Origin of the sequence: Fibrisoma limi BUZ 3 (assembly GCF_000296815.2) — a bacterium.
In the GTDB taxonomy this organism is placed as follows: domain Bacteria; phylum Bacteroidota; class Bacteroidia; order Cytophagales; family Spirosomataceae; genus Fibrisoma; species Fibrisoma limi.
In genome coordinates, this window is sequence record NZ_CAIT01000006.1 from 1,501,165 (window position 1) to 1,522,869 (window position 21,705).

Below are 21,705 nucleotides of genomic sequence, written 5' to 3' on the forward strand. Positions count from 1 at the left end.
ACTAATGACGAGTTGGGTAAAATCGATAGAGGGATCGCAGTGCTCGAAGGAAAATAGTTACAAACCCTAGTTCTTTTGGTATAAAAAATAAGCGTTTACCAACCACGAACGTACTGGCCCTAAATAGTCGGCTGGTCAAGAACGTGTAAATAATCTTTACAATTTTTTTAGGATCTGACTGCGATTTTAGGAAAAATTTGAGCTGATTAAAAACAAGGTCACTAAATTCAATATCATTAATGGATTCCCAATTTTTCTCATAATTTCTTGCCAGTGTGGTTAAACTTGGCTGCTCAATTGATTCCAGCACGGAAGTTGGCAATTGTATATTCCAAAGCTGGCGACACCAGAGCAACCCAACAAGGAAAGTTTTTTCCAGTCCGTACGCTCGAAGTCGATGCAATAGCCACGGCCAGTCAACTACTTTATTTTGGAGAAGAAAGTAAAGGTCATTTACATAATAAATCCGCTGCCAGATATTAAAGACGCCATGATGCATAACCAATAAAATAAGTTCTAACTCAGTCTGATGTGTATGCTCGGTTCTAAAATCACTGAGTCGAAATGCGTTGAAATCTTTATTAAAGCATACTATTGTCCAATGCAGATCAATATCAATATGATTTCCCAAAACAGGTTTAAAAAGGCTGACTTCGTACAGATCGGTCAATAAGCTTCGCTCCCCTTGTTGCCAATACCGCAGATGCTTAGGGCTAAGCTTATAGTGATGTTCTTGCAACAATTTTATTGCCTTACCCGCATCAACCTCATTAACTAAAATGTCAATATCTCCGCAAATCCGTAATGCACTGCTCGGGTAATGATTAGCAGCTAAATCAATTCCTTTGTAGGCAATGTGATCGATTTTATTATTAGCTAATAGCGTCGCTACCTGTCTGTATTCATGCAACTTAATCATGTTGTCCGTAGCCAAAATTTGACAGACTTTGTGTAAGTCATTCAAAAATGGTTTTGGAATACCAGGTAGCTCCTGAAATGCTCGGTATAAAAAAGGCGTTACACGATGCCGATCGGCCAACAAAGATAGCCGGCTCCAATCCACATCTTGTTTCAAAAGATTAGTCAGTTCACCCGTTCGTTCAGGTGTCGGATTGAGTGTACAAGACGATAGTAATAAAGTCAACTCGAGCGAATTGCCAGGCTCCATCTACGTCATTGTTTTAATATGCTCAACAAACTCGTATAACGTAGAAAAATTTGGTGGTCTACTCAGCTTAGCAGTGGGTACCGATTGAGCCACGGCAACACTTTTTTCAAAGAATTCCTTCAGCCATAAGCCATTGAGCAGTGAATCAGGCAATGGAAAATAGCCAATTAACTCTACCGGCACCTGACTCATTGGTACTGGCTCAATAGCAGCATTTGAATCGGAGGATGGCATCAGCACGAATACTTGTGCCAAAGGCACAATATCCTCTTCAAAAAAGGCCGAATTGTGCCATGAAAATTTATTAACTCCTTCTCGAACATTAGTCAGTCGTTCCTTAGGTAATTGCAATCCATCAACACTATTCTCCCAAACTTTGATTTGTGAAAAAGCTGGAATCAATGATGGTTTTTCTTGTTTGTTAATTTGTATACAAACCATATCATCGCTAATTACTTTGCATTCTTTCTGAGCAAAAGCAGCGACTGTTGTTGACTTACCAGCTCCAGGCACTCCTACAAATACGACCCCTTTCCCATTTACCTGAACCGCACTTCCATGTAGCAGAAAATAACCTCTCTGGAATAGTAACAGACCAATTGCTTCACTAAGTGTAAACAAAGCAACTGTATCCTCATCCGAATAATTGGTGTCCACAATCAACTCTTCCCCATTAATGGCGAGAAACGAAATAATTGGCGCCCACTCTAATAAGAGACGCCCTGTGCCCTCCTGAGCAAAACGAGCGTTTAATCCAGCACGGTACGCTTTTGTACTTACTAAAGTAGGACCGACAGGTATGCTACCCCGTCTGATAAACACATCCGCAGTTGTGGGCTCAATACTGACGAGCGGAGGAAGTGGAATTTCGGAGCTGATAATTAATCCGTAAGCCTTGTAAAAGTAGAGCCTTACTTCCATGCTAAAATTGGCTCAAATACTTGACCAGTCTGTTCACCTAAAATGATTTTACCTTTGTATTCAATCCAAGCGTGGGCAGAAAATCCTTCAATCGCACTTTTTTGCACTCCAATTCTTAGCTGTATATCCGGGTGATCTCTTAAAAGCCATTTCGTGCCAAGAGCTTGTATAAGGCACGTAAAACCCAACGGTACGTAAGCGTTCACTACCTTTACCGCCCATACTGTCGCTCTGATTTTTTCTTCTGGAAGTGGACGTAGAGCAGTAACAACTTCTTTTTTGCCAATAAATTGGTTGAAGGGAATGAATGTTAACAAACACTTATAAACAATGAGTACGCTAAAAGCTTGTATTAAAAGCCATTTATCTTGCGGACTTAATGACCAAAATTTAACCGCTCTATTCCACTGTTTCGATAAGCTTTTCATTCAAAAGGTGATTTAAAAACTCTGTCAATTCTTCGCGACACACTTCCTGTTCAACATCAAATTCGTCGAGCAGTTTTGTTTCAATATCACCGACAGTCATTTCTCCATTGGTCTGTATAAGTGACCAGATGAAACTACCAATCTCATTTAGTTCATAGTAATTTCCAACCTCATAGTTTAGAACAATAGTCTCATTACCAAGAACAGACGATGACTGGCTTCCAGTTAATTTAATGCGAGTCGTTGCAGTAAAGTCCATAAATGTCGTACTAACTAATAAAAATAAACAAAAAGCTTGATTCGCCGAATCAAGCTTTTTGTTACAGCGTTCAGTAGAATCTACTGGAATGTACCACCGAATCCGTCGGTATTTGAGCCGATTTTCAAGGTCAGCTTTTTAACGCTGCCCAGCACTTTCAGCTTAGGAGATTTATAGGCCTTCTTCGGCGCAGAATTTATTGAGTTCTTTACGTTCTTATTCATTGTGTGAGAAAGCTAATGTTTTGAAATCAGTTCTGGCTGTCCCTATCATCGTGACCAAAGTCAGCCGGGTATTGCATGAAGCGTCTGATCGAGGTTTAACAACTATTCGATGACAACGCGATGCTTACGGGTCTGACCGCGCTCTTCTACCGTCATGACATAAACGCCGGTTGGTAGCTTGCCTACCGATTTCAACAACAGATTTCCTGATTCAACACCTGCTTTCTGAAGCGGCAAAGCACGGCCGTCTATGTTAAAGAACTTGATAGTAGCCGTCTCTGGCTCATCAAGACTTAAGCGGAAAGCCTGGTCGCCTATCACAGGATTGGGGAACACACCATAAGCTCCATCCCGCAGTATAACTGAAGCAACACGGAGAGCCGTAGTCTTACCATTTAAATCAGTCTGCGAAAGGCGATAATAACTAGTCCCGGAGAACGGTGTTTTGTCAATTATACTATAGCTTTTTCTCCCACTACTATTCGGTGCTACTTCGCTTACTTCGCCAACTCGCTCAAAACTGGTCAAGTCCTTACTACGTTCAATAATAAATCCTTTATTATTAGCTTCAAAAGAGGTAACCCATTCCAAAGCTACTGTACGGTCACCTTGGGCTTTAGCATTAAATGAAATCAAACTAACAGGTAATGCTCCGGTCACCGATATATTGCTATTCGCATTATCGTTATTTGGATTATTTGTCAATACCGGGGGATCTGAAGCAGCATTAATGCTTAAAGGTGCTGGAGTACCATTTGTAGGTCTTAAACCTATCACATTCAAAGTAAATGTGTAGTTAGCAACACCTGGCACAGGTCCCTGATTACTTACCAAAGTAACAGTAGTTCCGGTAGTTGAGCTATAAGGCGAAATAGTAGTTGTAAAGTTAGGAGCTGCCGGACTAATGCTACTGCCTGTAACGCCAATGTTTGGTGGTAGGTTTATAGTATATGTAGCGTTATTTGCCTGAGGTATTGGAGTTGAGCTACCATTACCGAGAGTAGCAGCAATTGTTCCCGTAGAACTTGTCGGAAGTGTAGCTGGGCTTGCAACAATTCCACTTGCAAAAGGATCTTGAGCATATGAAGTTGCTATGCTACTCAGTCCTGCTAAAAAGACTAGTAAAAGTTTTTTAATCATGGTTGTGATCTTTTAGTTAATTAATCAAAAACTGAGCTTACTTAAGCACTAAGTACCTAACAAAGGTACTTAGTGCTTTTGAAACGCTTACAGTGCATTAATGTTTCTGGCAAAGATATTATTTAGTGGATTACTATCGTAGGTTTGATTAGGGTCATCAAACACGTTCGTAGTAATATTCGACGTACTTCCACTGTTTGCCGTTACACGTGTAATCGTAAATCCAAGGAAAGAACTACCATTACCAGGAATAAACTGACCTGGTTTAATCGTTAGGATGATTTGTAAACCATCTGGCGAACTTGACGAAACAGCCCATTTAGTATTATCTACAGCAACGGTCCCTCCTCCCGAAACATTAATACTAGTGAGCGACGCATCGTATGCTATTGTATACCCAATTGGTACAGTGATAGCTACTACTACGTTTCCACTGGAAGTCGGTTGCCCTAAACCTTCAAATATTCTTACCGTGAAGTTCCGTACAGCATCAGAACCTGATGACGTAAAGTTACCAGCAGGTAAGTTGATTATAGGTGTTAAATCAGGCTTAGGCGTGTCGATTACCAGTACATGCAGGGTACCGTTGGCACAGGCCTGTGGTGTGCCGTTGTCACAAGTCACATAGGTGAAGTCCACCGGACCCGTGAAGTTGGCCGCCGGAGTGAAACTGAAGCTGCCATCAGCGTTCAGCACCAGCGTACCCTTGCCTGCCACCGTCGTGTTCTGAGCCGTCACCGTCTGAGCGTTGCCCTCAGGGTCGGTGTCGTTGGTCTTCACGTTACCCGCTACGGCTACGCCTGGTGCGGTGCTCACATAGTCATCGGCCGCCAGCGTGGTGTTGGCACTGCCCTGAGCCTTGACCGTTATGCTCACCGTAGCCGTGGCACACTGACCACCCGGCTGCTCACAGACCTGATAGGTCAGCTGATCGGTGCCCACAAAGCCAGCATTGGGGGTGTAGACTACATTGCCATCCCCGTTGACTGTCGCCGAGCCGTTGGCCGGTGGGGTGGTGATGGTGGGCGTACCCAGCGTACCACCGGGGTTGCCCGGTCCATCGTTGGCCTTGACGTTGACCGTAACCGGGTTGGGACCCACCGTAGCTGCGATGTCGGTGTTGGCCACCGGCGGGTTGGTGTTGACGGTGGGGTCGAGCACGGTGATGGTCAGCGGCTGGGGCGGGCAGTTGCTGCTCTGGCCGGGGGCGCACACCGGGACGTTGTACACGTAAACACCGGGCGTGGTGGCGCTGAAGCTATAGGTGCCATCAGGATTCACCGTCAGACTCGGTGTCGAGCCATTCGGACTGCTGGTCGGCGCTCCTGGCTGACCATAGGTCGTACCTGATGGTACTTTATCGTTGGTGCTCACATTACCCGATACCGGCTGACTCTTGTTGGTAACTGCAAAGTCTGGGTAAGCGGTCGATGTAGCTGGATTGACCAGTACATGCAGGGTACCGTTGGCACAGGCCTGTGGTGTGCCGTTGTCGCAGGTCACATAGGTGAAGTCCACCGGACCCGTGAAGTTGGCCGCCGGAGTGAAACTGAAGCTGCCATCAGCGTTCAGCACCAGCGTACCCTTGCCTGCCACCGTCGTGTTCTGAGCCGTCACCGTCTGAGCGTTGCCCTCGGGGTCGGTGTCGTTGGTCTTCACGTTACCCGCTACGGCTACGCCTGGTGCGGTGCTCACATAGTCATCGGCCGCCAGCGTGGTGTTGGCACTGCCCTGAGCCTTGACCGTTATGCTCACCGTAGCCGTGGCACACTGACCACCCGGCTGCTCACAGACCTGATAGGTCAGCTGATCGGTGCCCACAAAGCCAGCATTGGGGGTGTAGACTACATTGCCATCCCCGTTGACTGTCGCCGAGCCGTTGGCCGGTGGGGTGGCGATGGTGGGCGTGCCCAGCGTACCACCGGGGTTGCCCGGTCCATCGTTGGCCTTGACGTTGACCGTAACCGGGTTGGGACCCACCGTAGCTGCGATGTCGGTGTTGGCCACCGGCGGGTTGGTGTTGACGGTGGGGTCGAGCACGGTGATGGTCAGCGGCTGGGGCGGGCAGTTGCTGCTCTGGCCGGGGGCACATACCGGGACGTTGTATACGTAAACGCCAGGCGTAGACGTATTGAAAGTGTACGTACCGTCTGAATTGAACGTCAGGTCAGGCGTTGCACCGGCCGGCTGCGTTACAGATACAGGCGTACCATACGTAGTACCAGTTGCCACTTTATCATTGGTGCTCACATTACCTGATACCGGCTGGTTCTTGTTGGTAACATTAAAATCAGGTTTAGCATCTACGAAACAAACAAGACCTCCACCTGACGACGTATTCGTGTTGATAAACGCACCATATACATCAATGGCTCCCCCCAGTACATCCAGGCCTACCAATGGAGCTACACTTAATCGTACTTCGTCAAATGGTTTCGTTGTAGTAAAACCAACATTGATAAAGTCTGTCGAAGACCCAAAAAGAGCAATTACCAAATCCAGTAAGCCTCCTCCTGTTCTGAATTCTTGTGGCGTACCATCTAAATAAGTAGTAACCGTCAGCCGTGAGAATAAATCAGCAAGTACCAGTCCAGTCACCCGTTTGATTGTAAACCCAGCGAACGTACCGGAAGGGAACGTGTTTACTGCATCAAGAACTGATATTGACGCATTTGCTGCAACTCCAGCAGTATTAGTGATTCTGGCAAAATCTGTCGTACTGGCTGAAATTACATTATACGGATCCCGGATCGTAGTGGCCACCCCGGCAACGCCATCAACGCCTGTTCTTTGTGAATTAATAACCACCGGGAACGTAGGAGTATTTAGCGAGTAAGTAGTGCTACAGGCAATGGTTACAGGACAGTTACGCTGACCTACTGTACCGTATATATTGATCGTTCCAAGATCAGCTCCTACCAATTGATCAAAGGTTATTTTAACCTCATCGTAAGGAACATTGGCGATAACTCCGATGATCTGCCGATTTCTACCATTTAGCAATGATGACGTAGCGCCTATAAGCAGTGAATTGGTAGTATTGTCTACTTCCTGTACAACCTGCCCATTGTTCAATAGAGTAATTCTGGCTCTACTTAGAACATTTGCTGACAGGAGATTACCAACCTCAATATCAAAGCCAGCAAAACTTGAAGCCGGATAAGTATCCAGCGCATTGGCGACAGCAAAATTAGCACTCGTTGCCACACCGGCGGCTAATACAATCTGCGCGAAGTTGTTCGGGTCAGTATCAACTGCATTTTCGGTATTGTTGAGCCCACAACCTACACAGGCTAATCCATCTACCCCCGTATTAGCTCCGTTTACATACACGGGTTGAACCGGTCTGTTGATAGGCGTCAGGGTATTGCAAACGAGTGGTATACCAGGGCAGAAGCGCTCAACAATAGCCCCATAGATATCAGTATTGTTCAGTACGTTCGCTCCACTAATAATAAGTCGAACTTCATCAAACTTCTTTGTCGCTTTGAGCCCAATAATCCTACGACCAGTTCCAGAAAGAACCGAGGTATTAGCCGTAATTAAGCTGTTTCCGGTTGCACTTTCACCAGTTGCAACCCCGTCCAGATAGGTAGCAACAGTATAACCAGTAAGAACCCCGACGTTTAACAGATTTGGGCTGGCAATATCAAAACCAGCTGAGTATGCTTCAGTTGGGCTTGCGGCTGGATCATAATCAGATACCTGATTTTTCACTGAATACGTAGCACTCGCTCCGCCAACACCAACCAGCAGAGTAACTCGTGTAAAATCAGTTGTACTTGTGCTGATTGCCGCTTCAGGATCAGTGACAGTCGCTACGTTAAGGCCACTAAACGTAGTGTTCGCTGTTACAGGAAAGGTTGGTGAGTTGAGAACTGTTGGGTTATTACAGGCAAGCGCCGGATTCTGACTGGAGCAGAACCGTTGCACAACAGCGTAGTAAACATCTATATCACCAGCCCCGATCGCCGTAAAGGTAAAACGGACTCTATCAAAAGGTTGCGATGTTATAAATCCCACTCTCGACCGGCCGGTTGCCACTCCGATGGACACCAATGAATTGGTCGGGAACTCCTCTTTCTGATCGTCCCCCAAATAAGTGGTAATGGTACTACTACCTAACAATGCAATGGCATCGTTGTCAATGACAAAGCCTGCAAAGCTACCCGAAGGGTACACATTCTGCCCAGTTGCACCATTATCTTTTACTTCAATCCAGGCAGACCCGCCAACAAGAAAGTCAAAGCTTGCCGCATTAGTCAGATCGTTATCTGTAAGTCTATTCTTATTCGAAAACTCGTCTCCTCCTACTACTGGCCTTTGGCTGGAATTAACCGTAAGGTTTCCGAAAGTAGGGTTGACAAGGGGGGCGAAGGTGTTACAGGGAGCACTCGTAACCTGAGCGACGGCGCTCAACGAGCCAAGCAATAAAAGGTAGAAAGTTCCCCACACGTTGAACTTTAATAATAACCTTGAAAATGAGCAAGTAGATGGTTCTTTCATAACAGAAAAGGTTTACTGAAAAAAGTTGTTTTCTCTTCGAAATGAAGCTGAGGTATTGACTAAAAATCAATCATCAAGGGGGATTTTACCTGTTGAGACCTTTTGGAGTGTGATAGTATCATGCGATTAAATTGATTAGTTAAAACGTAATAAAATGAACAAAGAGATACCCAGGTAGCTGAAAATGGGTGCCAATAGCAATACTTTTTAAGTACCATTTTTACAGAACCTTAAGTATCTAGTCGCCCAAATCTATAAACAAACTCACTAATCCCTCTTTTTTTTGAAAAAAATAAAAAAAACTTTTCGTTTATTTTTTATCATTTCAAAAACACATTGCAACTGATCAATCGGTATAGATTTTGCTACATACTTTTTCATTACTATACATGATCAGTATAGCTATATAGCATAAAATGTCAGGCGTCGTATATACGAGTTACAAATACTTACAGATTTCTAAATCAAAACTTTTTTTTCTACTTTATTTTAGAACAAACTACTACGTTTGCTTTCGTAAACCCACTAACTGTTACTTTATTGATTGCACAAAGACATATCAATAAGCTTATTTCTCGATTAACCTCGCATTTTATTTGCTGCATATCGCCCAAGTTTAGAAGATATTTTCAACCTACTACAAGTCAGTCCAAACTTATCTTCCTTATTTTGAGCAATATTGATGCCGCTTAAAACAAGAACTGGAGCCTATAATCGTAGGCTCCAGTTCTTGTTTTAAGTAAATAAGATGACATGTCTTTCTGTGTGCTACCACAAAGTGGCATACTTCCGAGAATAAAAACCGGATAGGCACTCGTCAGGTAATCAGTCTTGTTCCTATCCGGACTTTTTTAGACGTTGGTTCGGGCGGCTTCCCAACCAATCAGGGCATTCTTGCGGGTATTGCCCCAACGATAACCGCCAAACAGGCCCGTCTTCCGGATCACCCGATGGCAAGGAATCAGGTACGCCACCGGATTGCTGCCAATGGCTGTCCCTACCGCCCGCGAAGCCGACGGCATACCAATCGCCCCGGCAATCTGGTCATAACTGGCCAGCCGCCCCTCCGGTATGCGCAGTAACGCTTCCCATACTTTTAACTGGAACGGTGACCCTTTCACCAAAACACTCAACGGCTGCATCAGGGTATCTGACTCGGCCAATGTCGGGAAAATCCGATCTGATAGAAATTTCAGTGAGTCAGCATCGTGCCGGAGTTCAACGCCGGGCCATTCGGCCGTCAGGATCGCTTCCGGATCATCATCTTCGTCGACAAACTGAAGCTGGCAGATTTTACCGTTGATGGTACCAAGCACATACGTACCGAACGGGCTGTCGAATACGCCGTAGGTCAGTACGAGTCCTGTACCCAGTTGCTTGAACTGACCAGGGGTTACGCCCTCGATGGTAACGAAGAGGTCGTGCAGCCGACCCGTTCCCGACAAGCCTGCTTCATAGGCAGCTTCGGCCAGAGGTGCCCCATTTCGAAGCTGTTGTTTGGCGTGTTCGAGGGTTAGGTATTGCAGAAATTTTTTGGGACTGATACCCGCCCATTCGGTAAACAGCCGCTGAAAATGGAACTCACTGATGCTAACCTGATCAGCCAGTTTGGCCAGCGATGGCTGATCACGGAAGTTAGCTGTCAGGTGTTCGATGGCGTGGGCAATCTGCTGGTAGGTGTACGTTGTTGAGGTTGTCATCGTATCCGTTGTTTGACCTGTACAAAGATGCCTTGATTTGCCCGGCCAGGAAACCCGATTCTTGCGGAGTTGCTAAGCACTCATTACACAAAAAACGCCGGGCAAAACTACCCGACGTTTCCATCCTTATTCAAAACAGCTAAAAATTACTATAGATTTTTCGTGGTGAGCTTCTGATACAGCCTGTAAAACTACATCAGTTGCGGCCCTACGATCCGATTGAGACAGTATCCAGGCTAGCATGTCCTGGTTAAAAAGTTCGCTAAAGTATAAAGATCTGAGTTTCCGATAAAATCAATTCTATTGATGGCATATAGATTGATTCAATGATACCCTTGTCTGTACAAATCAAAGCTGTTCTGAGCTTATTCTATAATCAAGAAAAACCACCTGGCTACGCACATCCGGTAATAAAATCAAGCACAACGCTTCTCGCAACAACGTTGATAATCAATCAATACCGTCTATCACAGAAACACGGTTATGGTATTCGCTGACTGATTAAATTAGCATGGAATAACCTAAACATTCCCACAACATCTATGAAGAACAAAAACAAGGTTCTCCCGCTTCTTGTCGGCGGTCTGCTGGGTGGTCTGGCCGGTTTTGCATTCATGCGGCTGCTCCTGGCTGCCATTCCTAAAGAGACTGCCCAATTACTGTTCGGAGCCCCTGCCGGACCGGGTGAGGGAATCGCCAAAGGTATCGTCGGATTAATCGGCGTATGGGGTGGCATTGCCATACACGAACTGGCGCATCTCCTGACCGGCTTATCGCTTGGCTTTCGGTTTTACCTGTACGTGGCCGGTTTTCTGGGCGTTCGGCGAAATCCCATCACCGATCGAGTGGAATGGTACGTAAACCGCGACCCAAACATGTTTGGTGGACTAGCCGGTACGGTCCCGGTCCGACAGGAAAATAACCTGCGGCAGAAACTGGCGGCCGTTTGCGCGGCTGGTCCGCTGGCCAGCCTGACAACCGGCGCTTTGTCACTGGGACTTTCGTTCTACGTCATCAACCGTTCAGCCCTGGATTCACCACTGACGCGCGTGATGCTGGTGTTTGGACTGATATTCGGGCTGATTTCGGTACTGCTTTTTCTGGCCACAACCGTTCCGAGCCGCACGGGGCCATTCTTCACCGACCGGGCTCGTTTTTTCCGGCTAATCAGCGGAGGACATGACGCAGAAGTCGAACAGGCGGTTCTGGAACTGATCGCCCATAGTCAGTCCGGCCTACCCTATGCCGATCTGAATCTTGATCAGATCAATCTGCTCACCAACGAGCCCGAAGCCTTTTTCCGTTCATACGCGCATGGGCTGGCCTATACCCGACACCTCGACCGCAGTGAATGGGATGCAGCCTTTGCCCACATTGAAGCTGCCAACGATCTGGCCGACGATCAACCGACAACGTTCAAAAATGAAATCTGGAAAGACCTTGCTTTCGCGCAGGCGTTCATCCGAAACGACGCCGATGCGGCCCGACAAACCTGGAATCGGATCAATCCGGCTTTCCGACAACAGAAAACAGCCCATCTGTATCTGATACAGGCGGCTATGGCCCTGGCCGAACGACAACCGGATCAGGCCCGCCAGTTTGTGCAGGAAGGGCTTAAGGTATTACCGGAACAACCGGTTAAAAGCGACGACAAGTTGTATAAGAAATTACTGGTTCTGATGCAGGAACGGGTCAATCCGCTGACTGTCTGAATCCGGCCCCTGAATACTCTGTAGCGCGATTAGCTGCTCCCAGACCTGCTGTAGTTTCCGGCTACTATCTATCTGGGGCAGTAGCTGCAAACCAGACGCAACCAGGGTTGCAAGCCAGTATGGCCGCAACCTACGCTGAATGACGGCGGGCTGTTCGCTACACCACAACAGACCCGCCGTCAGCAGGCAAAACGTACCGGGGGCCATCAGGCGAAGGTTTGGTCCGGCAAAGGGGCTGATGGTTCGTAATACAAATAGAACGAGGAGATAAACCATACCGATTACGATGAATAACCGGCTCAGTTCCGACAAGGCTGTAGACTCATCCCGTACCCGCCGAAACTGAATCAGTCCCACTCCTACCAACCCCGTTTGCAGTACCATACCAACCCAGGCCAGCGTGTTGTCCTGACCAGGAACAAAGTCGCGTAGCAACAGAACTTCATTGAGCAGCGATTGGATCAGCAGCACGGCCAACGTACCGGCTGGCTCGGTCGGTACGAACCGCTCGCCACCAAACGCTGAGCCCGACCATTGCCTGTTCAGCACGAAATAAAACAGCAGTCCGGCGAGGGTAACGAGCGAAATCAGCAACAGGGACGTAGTGGCTGTTCGCTTACCTGATAACCCAACCCAACGCTGCATCTTATCAGGAAGCAGCCGGTTCGACAGCGCAATCAGAATCATTACTCCAATGACATAACCGCCTACGTAGCGCATCAGGAACAGAGCCGTTGCTACAGCGCAGACGCGTAAACCCCGTGATACGGTGGGCTGTTGCAAAAGCCTGTGGACTTGCCAGACCCATTCGGCCAGGAGTACTAAAAACACTGTTTCCGACCAGGTATAGCTCGCAATTCGTACAAACTGACCCAGCCACCAGACCGACAGCACCCAAGCGGCCCGACCGGCCCCCAGCCGATACGTCCATAACCAACCCATGCCGCCAATGGCCAGTACGTTTACCAGTTTTGACGCTACGAGTACCGATACCCCCGTCAGCCCCGCGACCGCTGCAATCAGGGCTGAATAGCCGATCGGAAACGTACTGTTCCAGACCAGTCGCCCGTTCTCGGCTATGACGTATCCCTGCCCCGCCAGCAACCTGGCTGCTGCCTGCAAATAATACCCGGAATCAGGACTGGTTAAATAGCCGGGATTCAGCCGGATCAATAGGGCCAGCAGTGTCGACAGGCTAACGAAACCGACAAGAAGTAACAGTGCAGCGCGGTTCATCGGCTCAGGAGTAAACGGCCCTCAGTAAGCACACCCGTTGCTTTATCCGGAACGTTCTCTCCGCCAAGCCGGTATACGTACAGCCCACCGGGCAAGTCACTACCGGCATCCGACGTTCCATCCCAGTGCCATTCATTCAGGCCGATGCGGGCCGGATAACGCAGAGTCCGGACAACCCGGCCGCTTAAATCGCTGATTTGAACGAACAGGTCGGCCGGTGGTACGGTACCGGTCACAACAAACGTAAATCGGGTATCCCGCACAAACGGATTAGGATAGACACTGACATTAGCCAATTCAGGGCTGGTCTTCACCACAAAATGAATCCGGTACGGTGCTGCACGGTTCCCACTGAGGTCATAGCCAGTGGCCTCGAAGGTATACCGGCCATCGGGTAGCGGCAACGCGGGTTGGTAGGTAAGTCGAAAGGCGTTGTCAGGTCCGGCAGGTTTCCAGTAAACCATCCCCCTCTGCAAGCTGAGTCGTTCATAAGGACACGGTTCGGCAGCGCAGGGGCGCTGAAGGTACAGCGCCAGGTCCGTCGTGTCGGCCCGGAGCAGTCGTGGGTTTTCGTCCAGCAGCAGTACGTTAATAACGGGTCGGGGTGATACAATATCACCGTCACCAATGCGTCGGCCATCGAACGCAACTTCAATGAGCGGTGGCGTCAGGTCGGCAGGAAACGGCAGACTCGTCAACTTACCGACCGTCGAGGCTTCCGCTTTATTGTTCGTTTCACTGCCTTCAGCAATCCAGTCGTCGGGGTCGAGCCTGACTTCTACGACCTGTTCGCCCGTAGCCCGGTCGTTGGGCATCCTCAGTTGTAGCGTATCCGCGTAAAAGGGGGCCGGACGTGTAAATCGTTGCTCCCGGAGTAGTTGTCCGGCTCTGCTGAATCGTCGCACCCGGATGGTCAACGGCTGATTCGTTACGCGACCGTAATTAACGATCACCGCTTGCACGATTATCGAATCGGAGCGAACTCTCAACGAATCGCCGTGAGTGTCGGTCAGTTTCATGCTCTGGGGTGCAATAGCCAGATCAGGCTTAGTAAATGGAAAAACGCTCACCGCCGGATCGCCCTGAAGCGTGATCTGCTCAGCGGTCGTGATCGCATAGATGGATGCGTCATCAGCCAGATACCGCCGAATGGCCTCCCGTTGCAGTTGGCCGATAGGCTTAGCTATGTAGCTACTGTCGGTCAGCAAGTGGTATAGCTGATCGGAATAGCTTTTCAGGGCAAACGGAAATCCGTTGTACGTATGCGCCATGAACAGAATCGCCCCGCGCCCCGGAGTCAGCACCCAGTCCGTTCCGAACGTAGGCCGACCAAAATAGAAATTCCCGGCCGCGCAGCCGTTGGCCAGCAAAAACGGGTACCGGCCTTTGTTGCGATACCCCAGCCGGTCATTGCTGGCAAAGCCGATGTCGAGGTCGGCTACATCGAGACCTGAATGCCCGAACATGGAAATCATGCCAACACCCCGGTTAACCAGTCCGGCAATGTCGACTGTTTCGGTTGGATTATCGGTCTGTTTGGCAATGGTAGTGACCCGGGCACCCACGTACTGATTTTCTAATACGTTCTTAAAGCCGTCTACAAATAACCGAAACGCCTGTAGTTCATACGAACTGGCGCCCCCGCTCAGGTGCAGTACGTCCTTTCGCCACAGGGTCGGCTCGACCGTGTTTTCGTGTTCGGTTACCTTGTCCAGATAGTCAAGTACGTTTTGCGATCGACCGGCGTTCAGGCGACCAACGGCCATAGCGGGTACGTGAGCCGGCTCGCCGTTCAGCCCGGCAACCAGCGCCAGATCAGACCCCGGCCAGCCCGCACTGGGCACCATATCAAGCAGGGCAGCATTCGGGTTTTTACGAACGCCCTGCGGATCCCGCGACTGCCCGATCAGGAACAGAAATTTTGGCCGAGCGTCGCCGGAAGGTAACATGTAATCCGCAAAACGCCGGATCGCCAGCGGGGTCCGTTCGCCATAGCTGAACTGATCAAACAGGGCGTCGATGTTGACCGTCAGCGTATCATAACCACCACCCGCGTCAGACGCCCGGTAGCGGGCGTAGGCCTTCACGGGGTCGGGTTCATTGCCCGTCGGTTGTCGCAGCACCGGATGCGTTACGATCAGGAAGTTGTGTTTCGTTGGGTCAATGCGCCGGAACGTAACAGGTTTAATAATCGGGACTGCCAAAGGTTGCGCCGTTGCCAGCAGTGTTCGGGTGAGCTGGCTGTTACGGACTACACCCCGCCATCGATTGGTGCCAATCTGCCCATCGATCCGTACTACGTTGGCCGGATCGGTGATATCGAACAGTCGGGTAGCCGCGTTGCTATTGGTCAGTTCCAGAAACGAGCGGCCACCGATGTTGGGGCGCAGGTGCAGATATGTTTCCAGCGCCCCGCCGAGGTCCGTCCGCTGCGGATACCGTAGCGTCAGGTACGACACCGACAACTCGTCACCCTCCCCCGTCGGCACGGCACTCAACGTTACGTTACCCGCTGGACTCACGTCAGTGGGTAGTAACTCAGCATCAAAGTGGGTAGTGTTGTAATTCTCAAACACCTGTTCGCCCAGCGTCCGGGGGCTTGTTGTGGATGCTCCGGCGACATACGCTACCCGATGCGACTGGGCATTACGTCCCACCACCAGGAAACTGAGCTGCGGATTCACACCGGGCATAGTAACCAGGTTCGTCATTGTAAAAACCTGCTCGTAGCGCGCACCCGTTTTCACCACCGGGCCGGTCCAGCCTTCGCCCAGGTCGTAACCGGTCAGGATAGCGCCGTTGCTGTAGTCGGCCCCCAATGGGTAAATGCTTCCAGCCGGGTAGGTTTGCGTGAGCACGCGCCGTTCTTCCGCCCAATGATACGGCTCAGGCGACAACCCTGCGTAGGTCGTATCGGTATAAGCCGCCATGCGCTTACCAGGTTGCCCATTGAGTCGCCAGGTCAGAAAATACGCTGTGGTATCGCTGTAGAGGCTGTAGTACGGATGCGGCTGGGTGCCGGGCTGATACAGCAGAGAGTCTGTCGCACCGTCGTTTCCTTGTCCGTAAAATTCCAGGTAGTCCGTGGTGTCAAAGCGTTTGTCGGCCTCACCAACTACGGAGATAGCCTGTTCCACGCCCCGGTGAAACAACTGCACGGTGGTCGGGTCAATGGTGGTAACTGGTACGCCCGCTTTTTGCAGATCGGCCGTGGTGATGCGATATAGGCCGTTGCGGGCAATGGATAGTTTATAGTACGTCTGCTGGTAGTTGATCCATTGGGTGGCGTCGGGCACGTTGCCGGGAGGCAATGGCTGCGCCGTCAGACGGCCAACGAAAGCAGTCAGGAGAAAAAGAACGGTATAAGTACGGTGCATACGGAATGACAATGGGTGCTAAAGTACACAATTGTCATTCCGACCACGTTAATTCACCATTAATCAACGAATTGACACATTGCATTACCTTTCGGCCAGCAGAAGATCCAGCCGCCGAATCGACTGGATCATCGAGCGTACGGTATGGTAGTTGATCTTCCAGGAATGGCTCATGTGGGTCCAGATCGGTACGCCCTGACGCGTCATCAGCGGCCACCATTCCCCAACGGTGTGGTTCATCATCTTGTCGACCACAAAGCGGTGGACGTTGGCATAGGCGTCCCAGTACCGTTCATCGCCGGTGAGTCGGTACGCATCCAGAAACCCGATCAGTACTTCGGCCTGCTGCCAGAATTCCTTTTCGCGGTCGTACACCGCTCCGCTGTGTGACCCCTCGACGAAAATCCCGCCAAATTCCCAGTCGACACCGTAGTCTATGGCATGGGCAAATGACTTTATCAATTGTTCGCGGTACGTATCTTGGGGAATCTCCAGGATGTCGAGGGCGTGCATAAGCAGCCAGGCAAATTCGGCGTTGTGGCCATAGCTGGTGTTGTCCTCAGCCGCCCGTTTTACCCCATCTTCCGTAAAGCGATCCCAACCCCAGATGATGTCAAACTTGATCTGTGGAGCCACCTGCCAATCGGCCCAGAACTGAGGCACCCCCGTGCCATATTCCGGGTGCATAATCCGACGGACCAGCAGGTCGATTACCTCCAGCAGCTTTCGACGATGGATTGGCTGTTGGGTGCACTCGTAGAGTGTCGTGAAGGCTTCCATCAGGTGCATGTGCGCATCGAGCGTCTTGCGGTCGCTCCCGGCTGAGCCTGGCCCCTTCAGCGTCCAGTCGCGGTGAAACATCTCGAAGTAGCCACCGTGGGCCGAATCGACGGCGTATTTCTGCAACAGATCGAACACCTGCTGGGCGTATGCTGCGCCACGAGGGTCGCCCGTAGCCAGGGTATACTCGCTCAGGCAGTAGATGGCAAAACTCTGACCGTACACGATCTTCTCGTCAATCAGCACCTTACCGGCGCGGTTGGTCATCCAGTAAAATCCGCCGTGTTCGGTGTCCCACATCCGGCTCAGCAGGTAGTCGACACCGTGCCGGGCCAGGTTGGCCAGCTGGCCGTTGCCATAGCCTGCGCGGTGGGCTGAAGCATAGGTGTAGATGGAACGGGTCTGGGCAATGAGGGACTTTTCGTCTTCACCCGTATCGTTGCCATGCTGATCAAAGTGCGTAATAAATCCACCGTAGGTCTGGTCAACGGTCCGGGCCGTCCAGAACGGCAGCAATTCTTTGGTCAGGTGCTGGTACAACTCCTGCCGGTAGGTGTGTAGTTGTTCGGTAGTCATGCAGAATAAGTACGCTGAAGCGTCAGGATTTCGGCTGGGGTAGCGGTGCCGGTCTGATGCAGTTTCTGGACGGTTACGGCCGCAGCCAGATTGGCAATTTCGAGTGCCTGGGTGGGTGCGGCTCCGGTGCCGATACTGGCGGCAAACGCAGCCACAACCGTATCGCCGGCTCCGACCGTATCGAGTTCGCCCGTCAGCGGCAAACCATCGATCCGGTACACATCGAGCCCGTCAAGATAGACGATGCCCTGTTCGCCCCGCGTAATCAGCAGTGGCCCCTGCAGTTGTCGGCTGAGCAGATTACCGTGCTGTACGCACCAGTTCAGGTCAGGCAGCCCCGGCAGCGAAACGGCCAGAAACCGCGCTAGTTCGGCGGTGTTCACTTTCAGGATTGCGCCCCGCACCTGACGCCCCACCTGACGCATGTCGGCGACTACCCGTACCTGCGGGAATCGATTGATCAGGTCATTCAGCCGCAACACGCGCTCTTCGGTCAACAGGGGATTGGGAAACTGCTGATTGATGATCAGTACATCCAACCCCGGCAGCACCTGCTCCAGCCCGCGCAGCAGATCAGCAAACAGCGGATCAGATAGCTGGTTGTGCGTCCCGAAATCAATGCGGTTCGATTCCCGCCCGCTCTGCATGGGCTTGGTGTAGACGCAGGTATCCCAGCCATCGGTGACGGCAACCAGTTGCTGCGTACTTACCCCCTGCAGCTCGAACAGCGAACGCATTTCCCGTCCGTACAGATCATCGCCGATGCAGCCCACTACGCTGATGTTCCGAATCCCGAGAGCGGTCAGATTCTGAACCACATTACCTGCTGCGCCTAGTGATGCCCTGGGTCGACTTCCCCAGAAAACGGCCTGCCCGGTTTCGAGCGATCGTTCGCCAGTTTTGGTATCGAGCGAATAATATAGGTCGAGCGCAAAGTCACCGATGACGCCCACGTGCAGGGTCGTCATCCGGTCGAACAGGGCCGTGATGTCAGAACTTGTCATAGAAGCGGCTACCCTCAGGCCGTACTTGGGTGAGGATGCTGGCCACAAAAGCGGAATCCGCCCGGGGTTTACTATTGGCCTGGTGAAGTTGGGGATCAGGCGGTCTGGGCTCGCTTCAGTACGCTGCCAATGAGGCTCCCGGCGAACGTCAGTCCAATGGACCCAAACAAGCTGAACAACTCTACCTCCCGGTGGGTACTCTGAGGGCTGGGACCAACGACGAGGTAGTAGCCGATCGTGATCAGCAGGGTTTGCAACACGGCCAGCAACCAGCCTTTGCGGGGTTCGGCAAACCCGATGCCTACGGCCGAGCTGGCGGCCCACAGGTAAGGCCAGTGAATGACCTGGCTTTGCTTGATGATGTACAGCAGGATCAGACTCATCAGCACAACCAGCCCCGCATTGAGCGCCAGCCGACGGTCAAAAAAGGCACGCTGCTTTGCAGGAGTGGCATCGGTACGGGCCTGTTTGTCGCGGCTGATCTGCTCGGCCCGGGCGAGGTCCTGCCCGGCTTCCGTTGTTTCGCCAAGCTGTCGGCGAGCCAGCCCCCGCCATCGATACGGTTCGGCCGTTTCGCCGTGCGCGAAAAAAATAGCTTTGTCAAAATCCTGAAAAGCCGCCTGATACGCTCCCTGATCGTAATGAATCTGGCCGCTGTCGAGGTGCAGGTCCGCTACGGTATCATCGTAGCTTTTGCCCGCAGCCAGATCGTTCATGGCAGCCTGATTATCGCCCAACGCCCAGTAGCAGCGCGCCCGGTACAGATACGCCACCGCCGACTGAGGTTTTGTTTTGATGGCCCGGTCGAAATACGTCAGGGCTTTGGCCCATTCCTGATTCTCGTACATCGTAATACCCTCCCGCAGCCGGTCTGCTTCTTTTTCGGCATTCGTGCGCTGGTCGGCGTAGTAGCGCAAGTAGATCAGGTACCCAATGAAGGCTGATAGCGTAAGCAGTTCTAGCATAATCGTTGAGGTCAACGGCCCAACACCCCAGACAGGCCGGTACAAACATAAGACCCACTGGAGGTATAACCACCAAAAACTGCGTTTCTGTTCGTCATAGGATACATGGAGACCGTTACCCGTCGGCGATCTGGTACATTTTGTTACAGTCTACGGCACCATTACGTTATTGGCTTTGAGGACCCTGCTGAAGAAAAGCACCTGATACGGCAGGGCATTTTCCCAGTACGCCCATGTATGCTCACCGGGTCGCTCGGTGTACTCGTGTGGGGTGTTGTTTTCCAAAAGCCGACGATGCAGATCACGGTTGGTTTCGATCAGAAAATCGTCGACGCCAATATCAAAGATCAGGGGCAGGCCGTTGCTTTTCAGCCGGTCGGCGAGTGTCACCATCGTGTAACCCGGATAAGTCGCATCGCCGGCTGCGGGCGGGCCCAGCAGTTTAGCGAAGTTTTCGGCCCGGGATTTCGCAAAGTCGGGTTTAACTTTCCAGGTGGCGGTGTTGATATTCATGACGCCACTCATGCTGCCGGCAGCCGCGAACAAGTCTGGGTGGCGACTGGCAATGAACATGGCTCCGTGCCCACCCATCGACAGGCCCGCAATGATACGCCCTTTCCGATCCCTGACAGTCCGGTACGTATTGTCAATTTTATGGATGAGTTCCTGTGATATGAACGTTTCGAACTGGCTGCTGCTCACCAGCGGACTGTCGAAATAGTAGCTGGTCTGATCGCCGTCGGGCGTAACGATGATCAGGTTGTACTGATCGGCCAGGTGGTGCAGCAGTTGGTTATCGGCCGGTTTGGTCAGCCAGTCGCGAAAGCTACCCGTACCGCCGTGGAGCAGATACAGCACCGGAAACGGCTGCGTATCCCGTTTTTTGGCTTTCAGGTAGCGTTCGGGCAGCACCACGGCCGCCCGCAGGGTCCGGTTCATGCGGGCGCTCGGTACGTCGATTGTATCGACCCGGGCTCCTAGTGCCTGCGACACCAACTGAACGGATACCCACACGGTAAGGAGAAGACGAAGCATTGATAAATCAGATCGCATCTGGTAAACAGGTGGTTTTTAATATACGATACGGTCCGACGGCAGACGCCGAACTACGTATAAAAATTAATACCCATTCATTTCTACCATTCATCCTGATTTTTTACCCATTCATACGTGAATATCAATAAATTTCATCAAGTACCTTGCATTGCAAAGTACCTTACAGTACCTTTGAAACATCAATCGATCAGTCGCTGGCAATTGGCCGTCACTTGATTACTTTAAACTCCGTAAACCAATGAATATAGAAAACGCCCAGGTGCAAATGCGGAAGGGAATTCTGGAATTCTGCATTCTGCACATTATCTCCCGGGGCGAGGTCTATGCCTCCGACATGCTGGACGAGCTGACCTCGGCCCGGATCATGGTTGTGGAAGGCACCCTCTACCCGCTGTTGACCCGGCTGAAGAACGCCGGCCTGTTAGATTACAAATGGGTGGAGTCCACCTCCGGCCCACCGCGTAAATATTACCTCCTGACCGACCTCGGCCGCTCGTCGCTGGACGCGCTGAACGAAACCTGGCAGGAGCTCTCTGATTCGGTCAACCACATTATCGGACGAACCGAACAGCACCGAAAACCCGCCAATGGCGTAACCGCTGATGTACCAAATAACCCAACTGATTCCTCTGCCAACGCTTAACCTACTCACA

Annotated in this window: 16 protein-coding genes; 2 read left to right on the top strand and 14 right to left on the bottom strand. The window is 50.9% G+C overall.

Going from position 1 to position 21,705, the window contains the following annotated elements:
- Position 1: 1 nt before the first annotated feature.
- From BN8_RS14215 to BN8_RS14245, 8 genes are all read right to left on the bottom strand, one after another.
- Positions 2–1,168 carry a nucleotidyltransferase domain-containing protein gene (locus tag BN8_RS14215; RefSeq protein WP_009282595.1) on the bottom strand — a complete coding sequence of 389 codons (1,167 nt, stop codon included), beginning with the start codon at positions 1,166–1,168 and terminating at the stop codon, positions 2–4.
- The gene (locus tag BN8_RS14220; RefSeq protein WP_009282596.1) at positions 1,169–2,089 is read right to left on the bottom strand and encodes a phosphoenolpyruvate carboxykinase (ATP); all 921 of its coding nucleotides are present in this window, start codon (positions 2,087–2,089) and stop codon (positions 1,169–1,171) included.
- Positions 2,080–2,517 (bottom strand): lasso peptide biosynthesis B2 protein, encoded by a 438-nt coding sequence (locus BN8_RS14225; RefSeq protein ID WP_051041048.1) that lies wholly within the window; start codon positions 2,515–2,517, stop codon positions 2,080–2,082. The genes BN8_RS14220 and BN8_RS14225 overlap by 10 nt, the downstream gene beginning before the upstream one ends.
- Positions 2,489–2,776: a PqqD family peptide modification chaperone gene (locus tag BN8_RS14230; RefSeq protein ID WP_009282597.1), complete on the bottom strand. Its 288-nt coding sequence runs from the start codon at positions 2,774–2,776 to the stop codon at positions 2,489–2,491. The genes BN8_RS14225 and BN8_RS14230 overlap by 29 nt, the downstream gene beginning before the upstream one ends.
- Positions 2,777–2,856: 80 nt before the next feature.
- Positions 2,857–3,000: a hypothetical protein gene (locus BN8_RS33300; protein ID WP_009282598.1), complete on the bottom strand. Its 144-nt coding sequence runs from the start codon at positions 2,998–3,000 to the stop codon at positions 2,857–2,859.
- A gap of 102 nt (positions 3,001–3,102) precedes the next feature.
- Entirely contained in the window at positions 3,103–4,140 is a 1,038-nt protein-coding gene (locus tag BN8_RS14235) for a T9SS type A sorting domain-containing protein (RefSeq protein ID WP_009282599.1), read from the bottom strand.
- A gap of 87 nt (positions 4,141–4,227) precedes the next feature.
- Positions 4,228–6,540 carry an Ig-like domain-containing protein gene (locus BN8_RS33305; protein ID WP_192579049.1) on the bottom strand — a complete coding sequence of 771 codons (2,313 nt, stop codon included), beginning with the start codon at positions 6,538–6,540 and terminating at the stop codon, positions 4,228–4,230.
- Between the two features lie 2,957 nt (positions 6,541–9,497).
- Positions 9,498–10,346 (bottom strand): methylated-DNA--[protein]-cysteine S-methyltransferase, encoded by an 849-nt coding sequence (locus tag BN8_RS14245; RefSeq protein ID WP_009282601.1) that lies wholly within the window; start codon positions 10,344–10,346, stop codon positions 9,498–9,500.
- A gap of 542 nt (positions 10,347–10,888) precedes the next feature.
- On the opposite strand from BN8_RS14245, the gene BN8_RS14250 reads away from it, so the two are divergent.
- Positions 10,889–12,058 carry a M50 family metallopeptidase gene (locus BN8_RS14250; protein WP_009282602.1) on the top strand — a complete coding sequence of 390 codons (1,170 nt, stop codon included), beginning with the start codon at positions 10,889–10,891 and terminating at the stop codon, positions 12,056–12,058.
- Here BN8_RS14250 and BN8_RS14255 read toward each other — a convergent pair.
- The 6 genes from BN8_RS14255 to BN8_RS14280 all read right to left on the bottom strand — a co-directional run bounded on the left by BN8_RS14255 (position 12,014) and on the right by BN8_RS14280 (position 21,031).
- Positions 12,014–13,294, bottom strand: a complete 1,281-nt coding sequence (locus BN8_RS14255; protein WP_009282603.1) for a hypothetical protein — start codon at positions 13,292–13,294, stop codon at positions 12,014–12,016. The two genes, BN8_RS14250 and BN8_RS14255, sit on opposite strands and share 45 nt — an antisense overlap.
- Positions 13,291–16,671 (bottom strand): putative type IX secretion system sortase PorU2, encoded by a 3,381-nt coding sequence (porU2, locus tag BN8_RS14260; RefSeq protein WP_009282604.1) that lies wholly within the window; start codon positions 16,669–16,671, stop codon positions 13,291–13,293. Before porU2 ends, BN8_RS14255 begins: the two co-directional genes overlap by 4 nt.
- Positions 16,672–16,755: 84 nt before the next feature.
- Positions 16,756–18,027: a beta-1,2-mannosidase gene (locus tag BN8_RS14265; protein WP_009282605.1), complete on the bottom strand. Its 1,272-nt coding sequence runs from the start codon at positions 18,025–18,027 to the stop codon at positions 16,756–16,758.
- Positions 18,024–19,031, bottom strand: coding sequence for a bifunctional heptose 7-phosphate kinase/heptose 1-phosphate adenyltransferase (locus BN8_RS14270; RefSeq protein WP_009282606.1), 1,008 nt, complete (start codon positions 19,029–19,031; stop codon positions 18,024–18,026). Before BN8_RS14270 ends, BN8_RS14265 begins: the two co-directional genes overlap by 4 nt.
- 95 nt (positions 19,032–19,126) lie before the next feature.
- Complete coding sequence (locus BN8_RS14275; protein WP_009282607.1) at positions 19,127–19,996, bottom strand: tetratricopeptide repeat protein; 870 nt, start codon at positions 19,994–19,996, stop codon at positions 19,127–19,129.
- 150 nt (positions 19,997–20,146) lie between these two features.
- Positions 20,147–21,031, bottom strand: coding sequence for an alpha/beta hydrolase (locus tag BN8_RS14280; RefSeq protein WP_040005812.1), 885 nt, complete (start codon positions 21,029–21,031; stop codon positions 20,147–20,149).
- A 259-nt stretch (positions 21,032–21,290) separates the two neighbouring features.
- Here BN8_RS14280 and BN8_RS14285 point away from each other — a divergent pair, with 259 nt between their 5' ends.
- Positions 21,291–21,695, top strand: a complete 405-nt coding sequence (locus BN8_RS14285; protein ID WP_009282609.1) for a PadR family transcriptional regulator — start codon at positions 21,291–21,293, stop codon at positions 21,693–21,695.
- Positions 21,696–21,705 lie beyond the last annotated feature (10 nt).

Excerpts from the sequence above, each read along its gene's own strand:
- BN8_RS14215 (WP_009282595.1), bottom strand. The coding sequence starts at position 1,168 with ATGGAGCCTGGCAATTCGCTCGAGTTGACTTTATTACTATCGTCTTGT.
- BN8_RS14220 (WP_009282596.1), bottom strand. The coding sequence starts at position 2,089 with ATGGAAGTAAGGCTCTACTTTTACAAGGCTTACGGATTAATTATCAGC.
- BN8_RS14225 (WP_051041048.1), bottom strand. The coding sequence starts at position 2,517 with ATGAAAAGCTTATCGAAACAGTGGAATAGAGCGGTTAAATTTTGGTCA.
- BN8_RS14230 (WP_009282597.1), bottom strand. The coding sequence starts at position 2,776 with ATGGACTTTACTGCAACGACTCGCATTAAATTAACTGGAAGCCAGTCA.
- BN8_RS33300 (WP_009282598.1), bottom strand. The coding sequence starts at position 3,000 with ATGAATAAGAACGTAAAGAACTCAATAAATTCTGCGCCGAAGAAGGCC.
- BN8_RS14235 (WP_009282599.1), bottom strand. The coding sequence starts at position 4,140 with ATGATTAAAAAACTTTTACTAGTCTTTTTAGCAGGACTGAGTAGCATA.
- BN8_RS14245 (WP_009282601.1), bottom strand. The coding sequence starts at position 10,346 with ATGACAACCTCAACAACGTACACCTACCAGCAGATTGCCCACGCCATC.
- BN8_RS14250 (WP_009282602.1), top strand. The coding sequence starts at position 10,889 with ATGAAGAACAAAAACAAGGTTCTCCCGCTTCTTGTCGGCGGTCTGCTG.
- BN8_RS14255 (WP_009282603.1), bottom strand. The coding sequence starts at position 13,294 with ATGAACCGCGCTGCACTGTTACTTCTTGTCGGTTTCGTTAGCCTGTCG.
- porU2 (WP_009282604.1), bottom strand. The coding sequence starts at position 16,671 with ATGCACCGTACTTATACCGTTCTTTTTCTCCTGACTGCTTTCGTTGGC.
- BN8_RS14265 (WP_009282605.1), bottom strand. The coding sequence starts at position 18,027 with ATGACTACCGAACAACTACACACCTACCGGCAGGAGTTGTACCAGCAC.
- BN8_RS14270 (WP_009282606.1), bottom strand. The coding sequence starts at position 19,031 with ATGACAAGTTCTGACATCACGGCCCTGTTCGACCGGATGACGACCCTG.
- BN8_RS14275 (WP_009282607.1), bottom strand. The coding sequence starts at position 19,996 with ATGCTAGAACTGCTTACGCTATCAGCCTTCATTGGGTACCTGATCTAC.
- BN8_RS14280 (WP_040005812.1), bottom strand. The coding sequence starts at position 21,031 with ATGCTTCGTCTTCTCCTTACCGTGTGGGTATCCGTTCAGTTGGTGTCG.
- BN8_RS14285 (WP_009282609.1), top strand. The coding sequence starts at position 21,291 with ATGAATATAGAAAACGCCCAGGTGCAAATGCGGAAGGGAATTCTGGAA.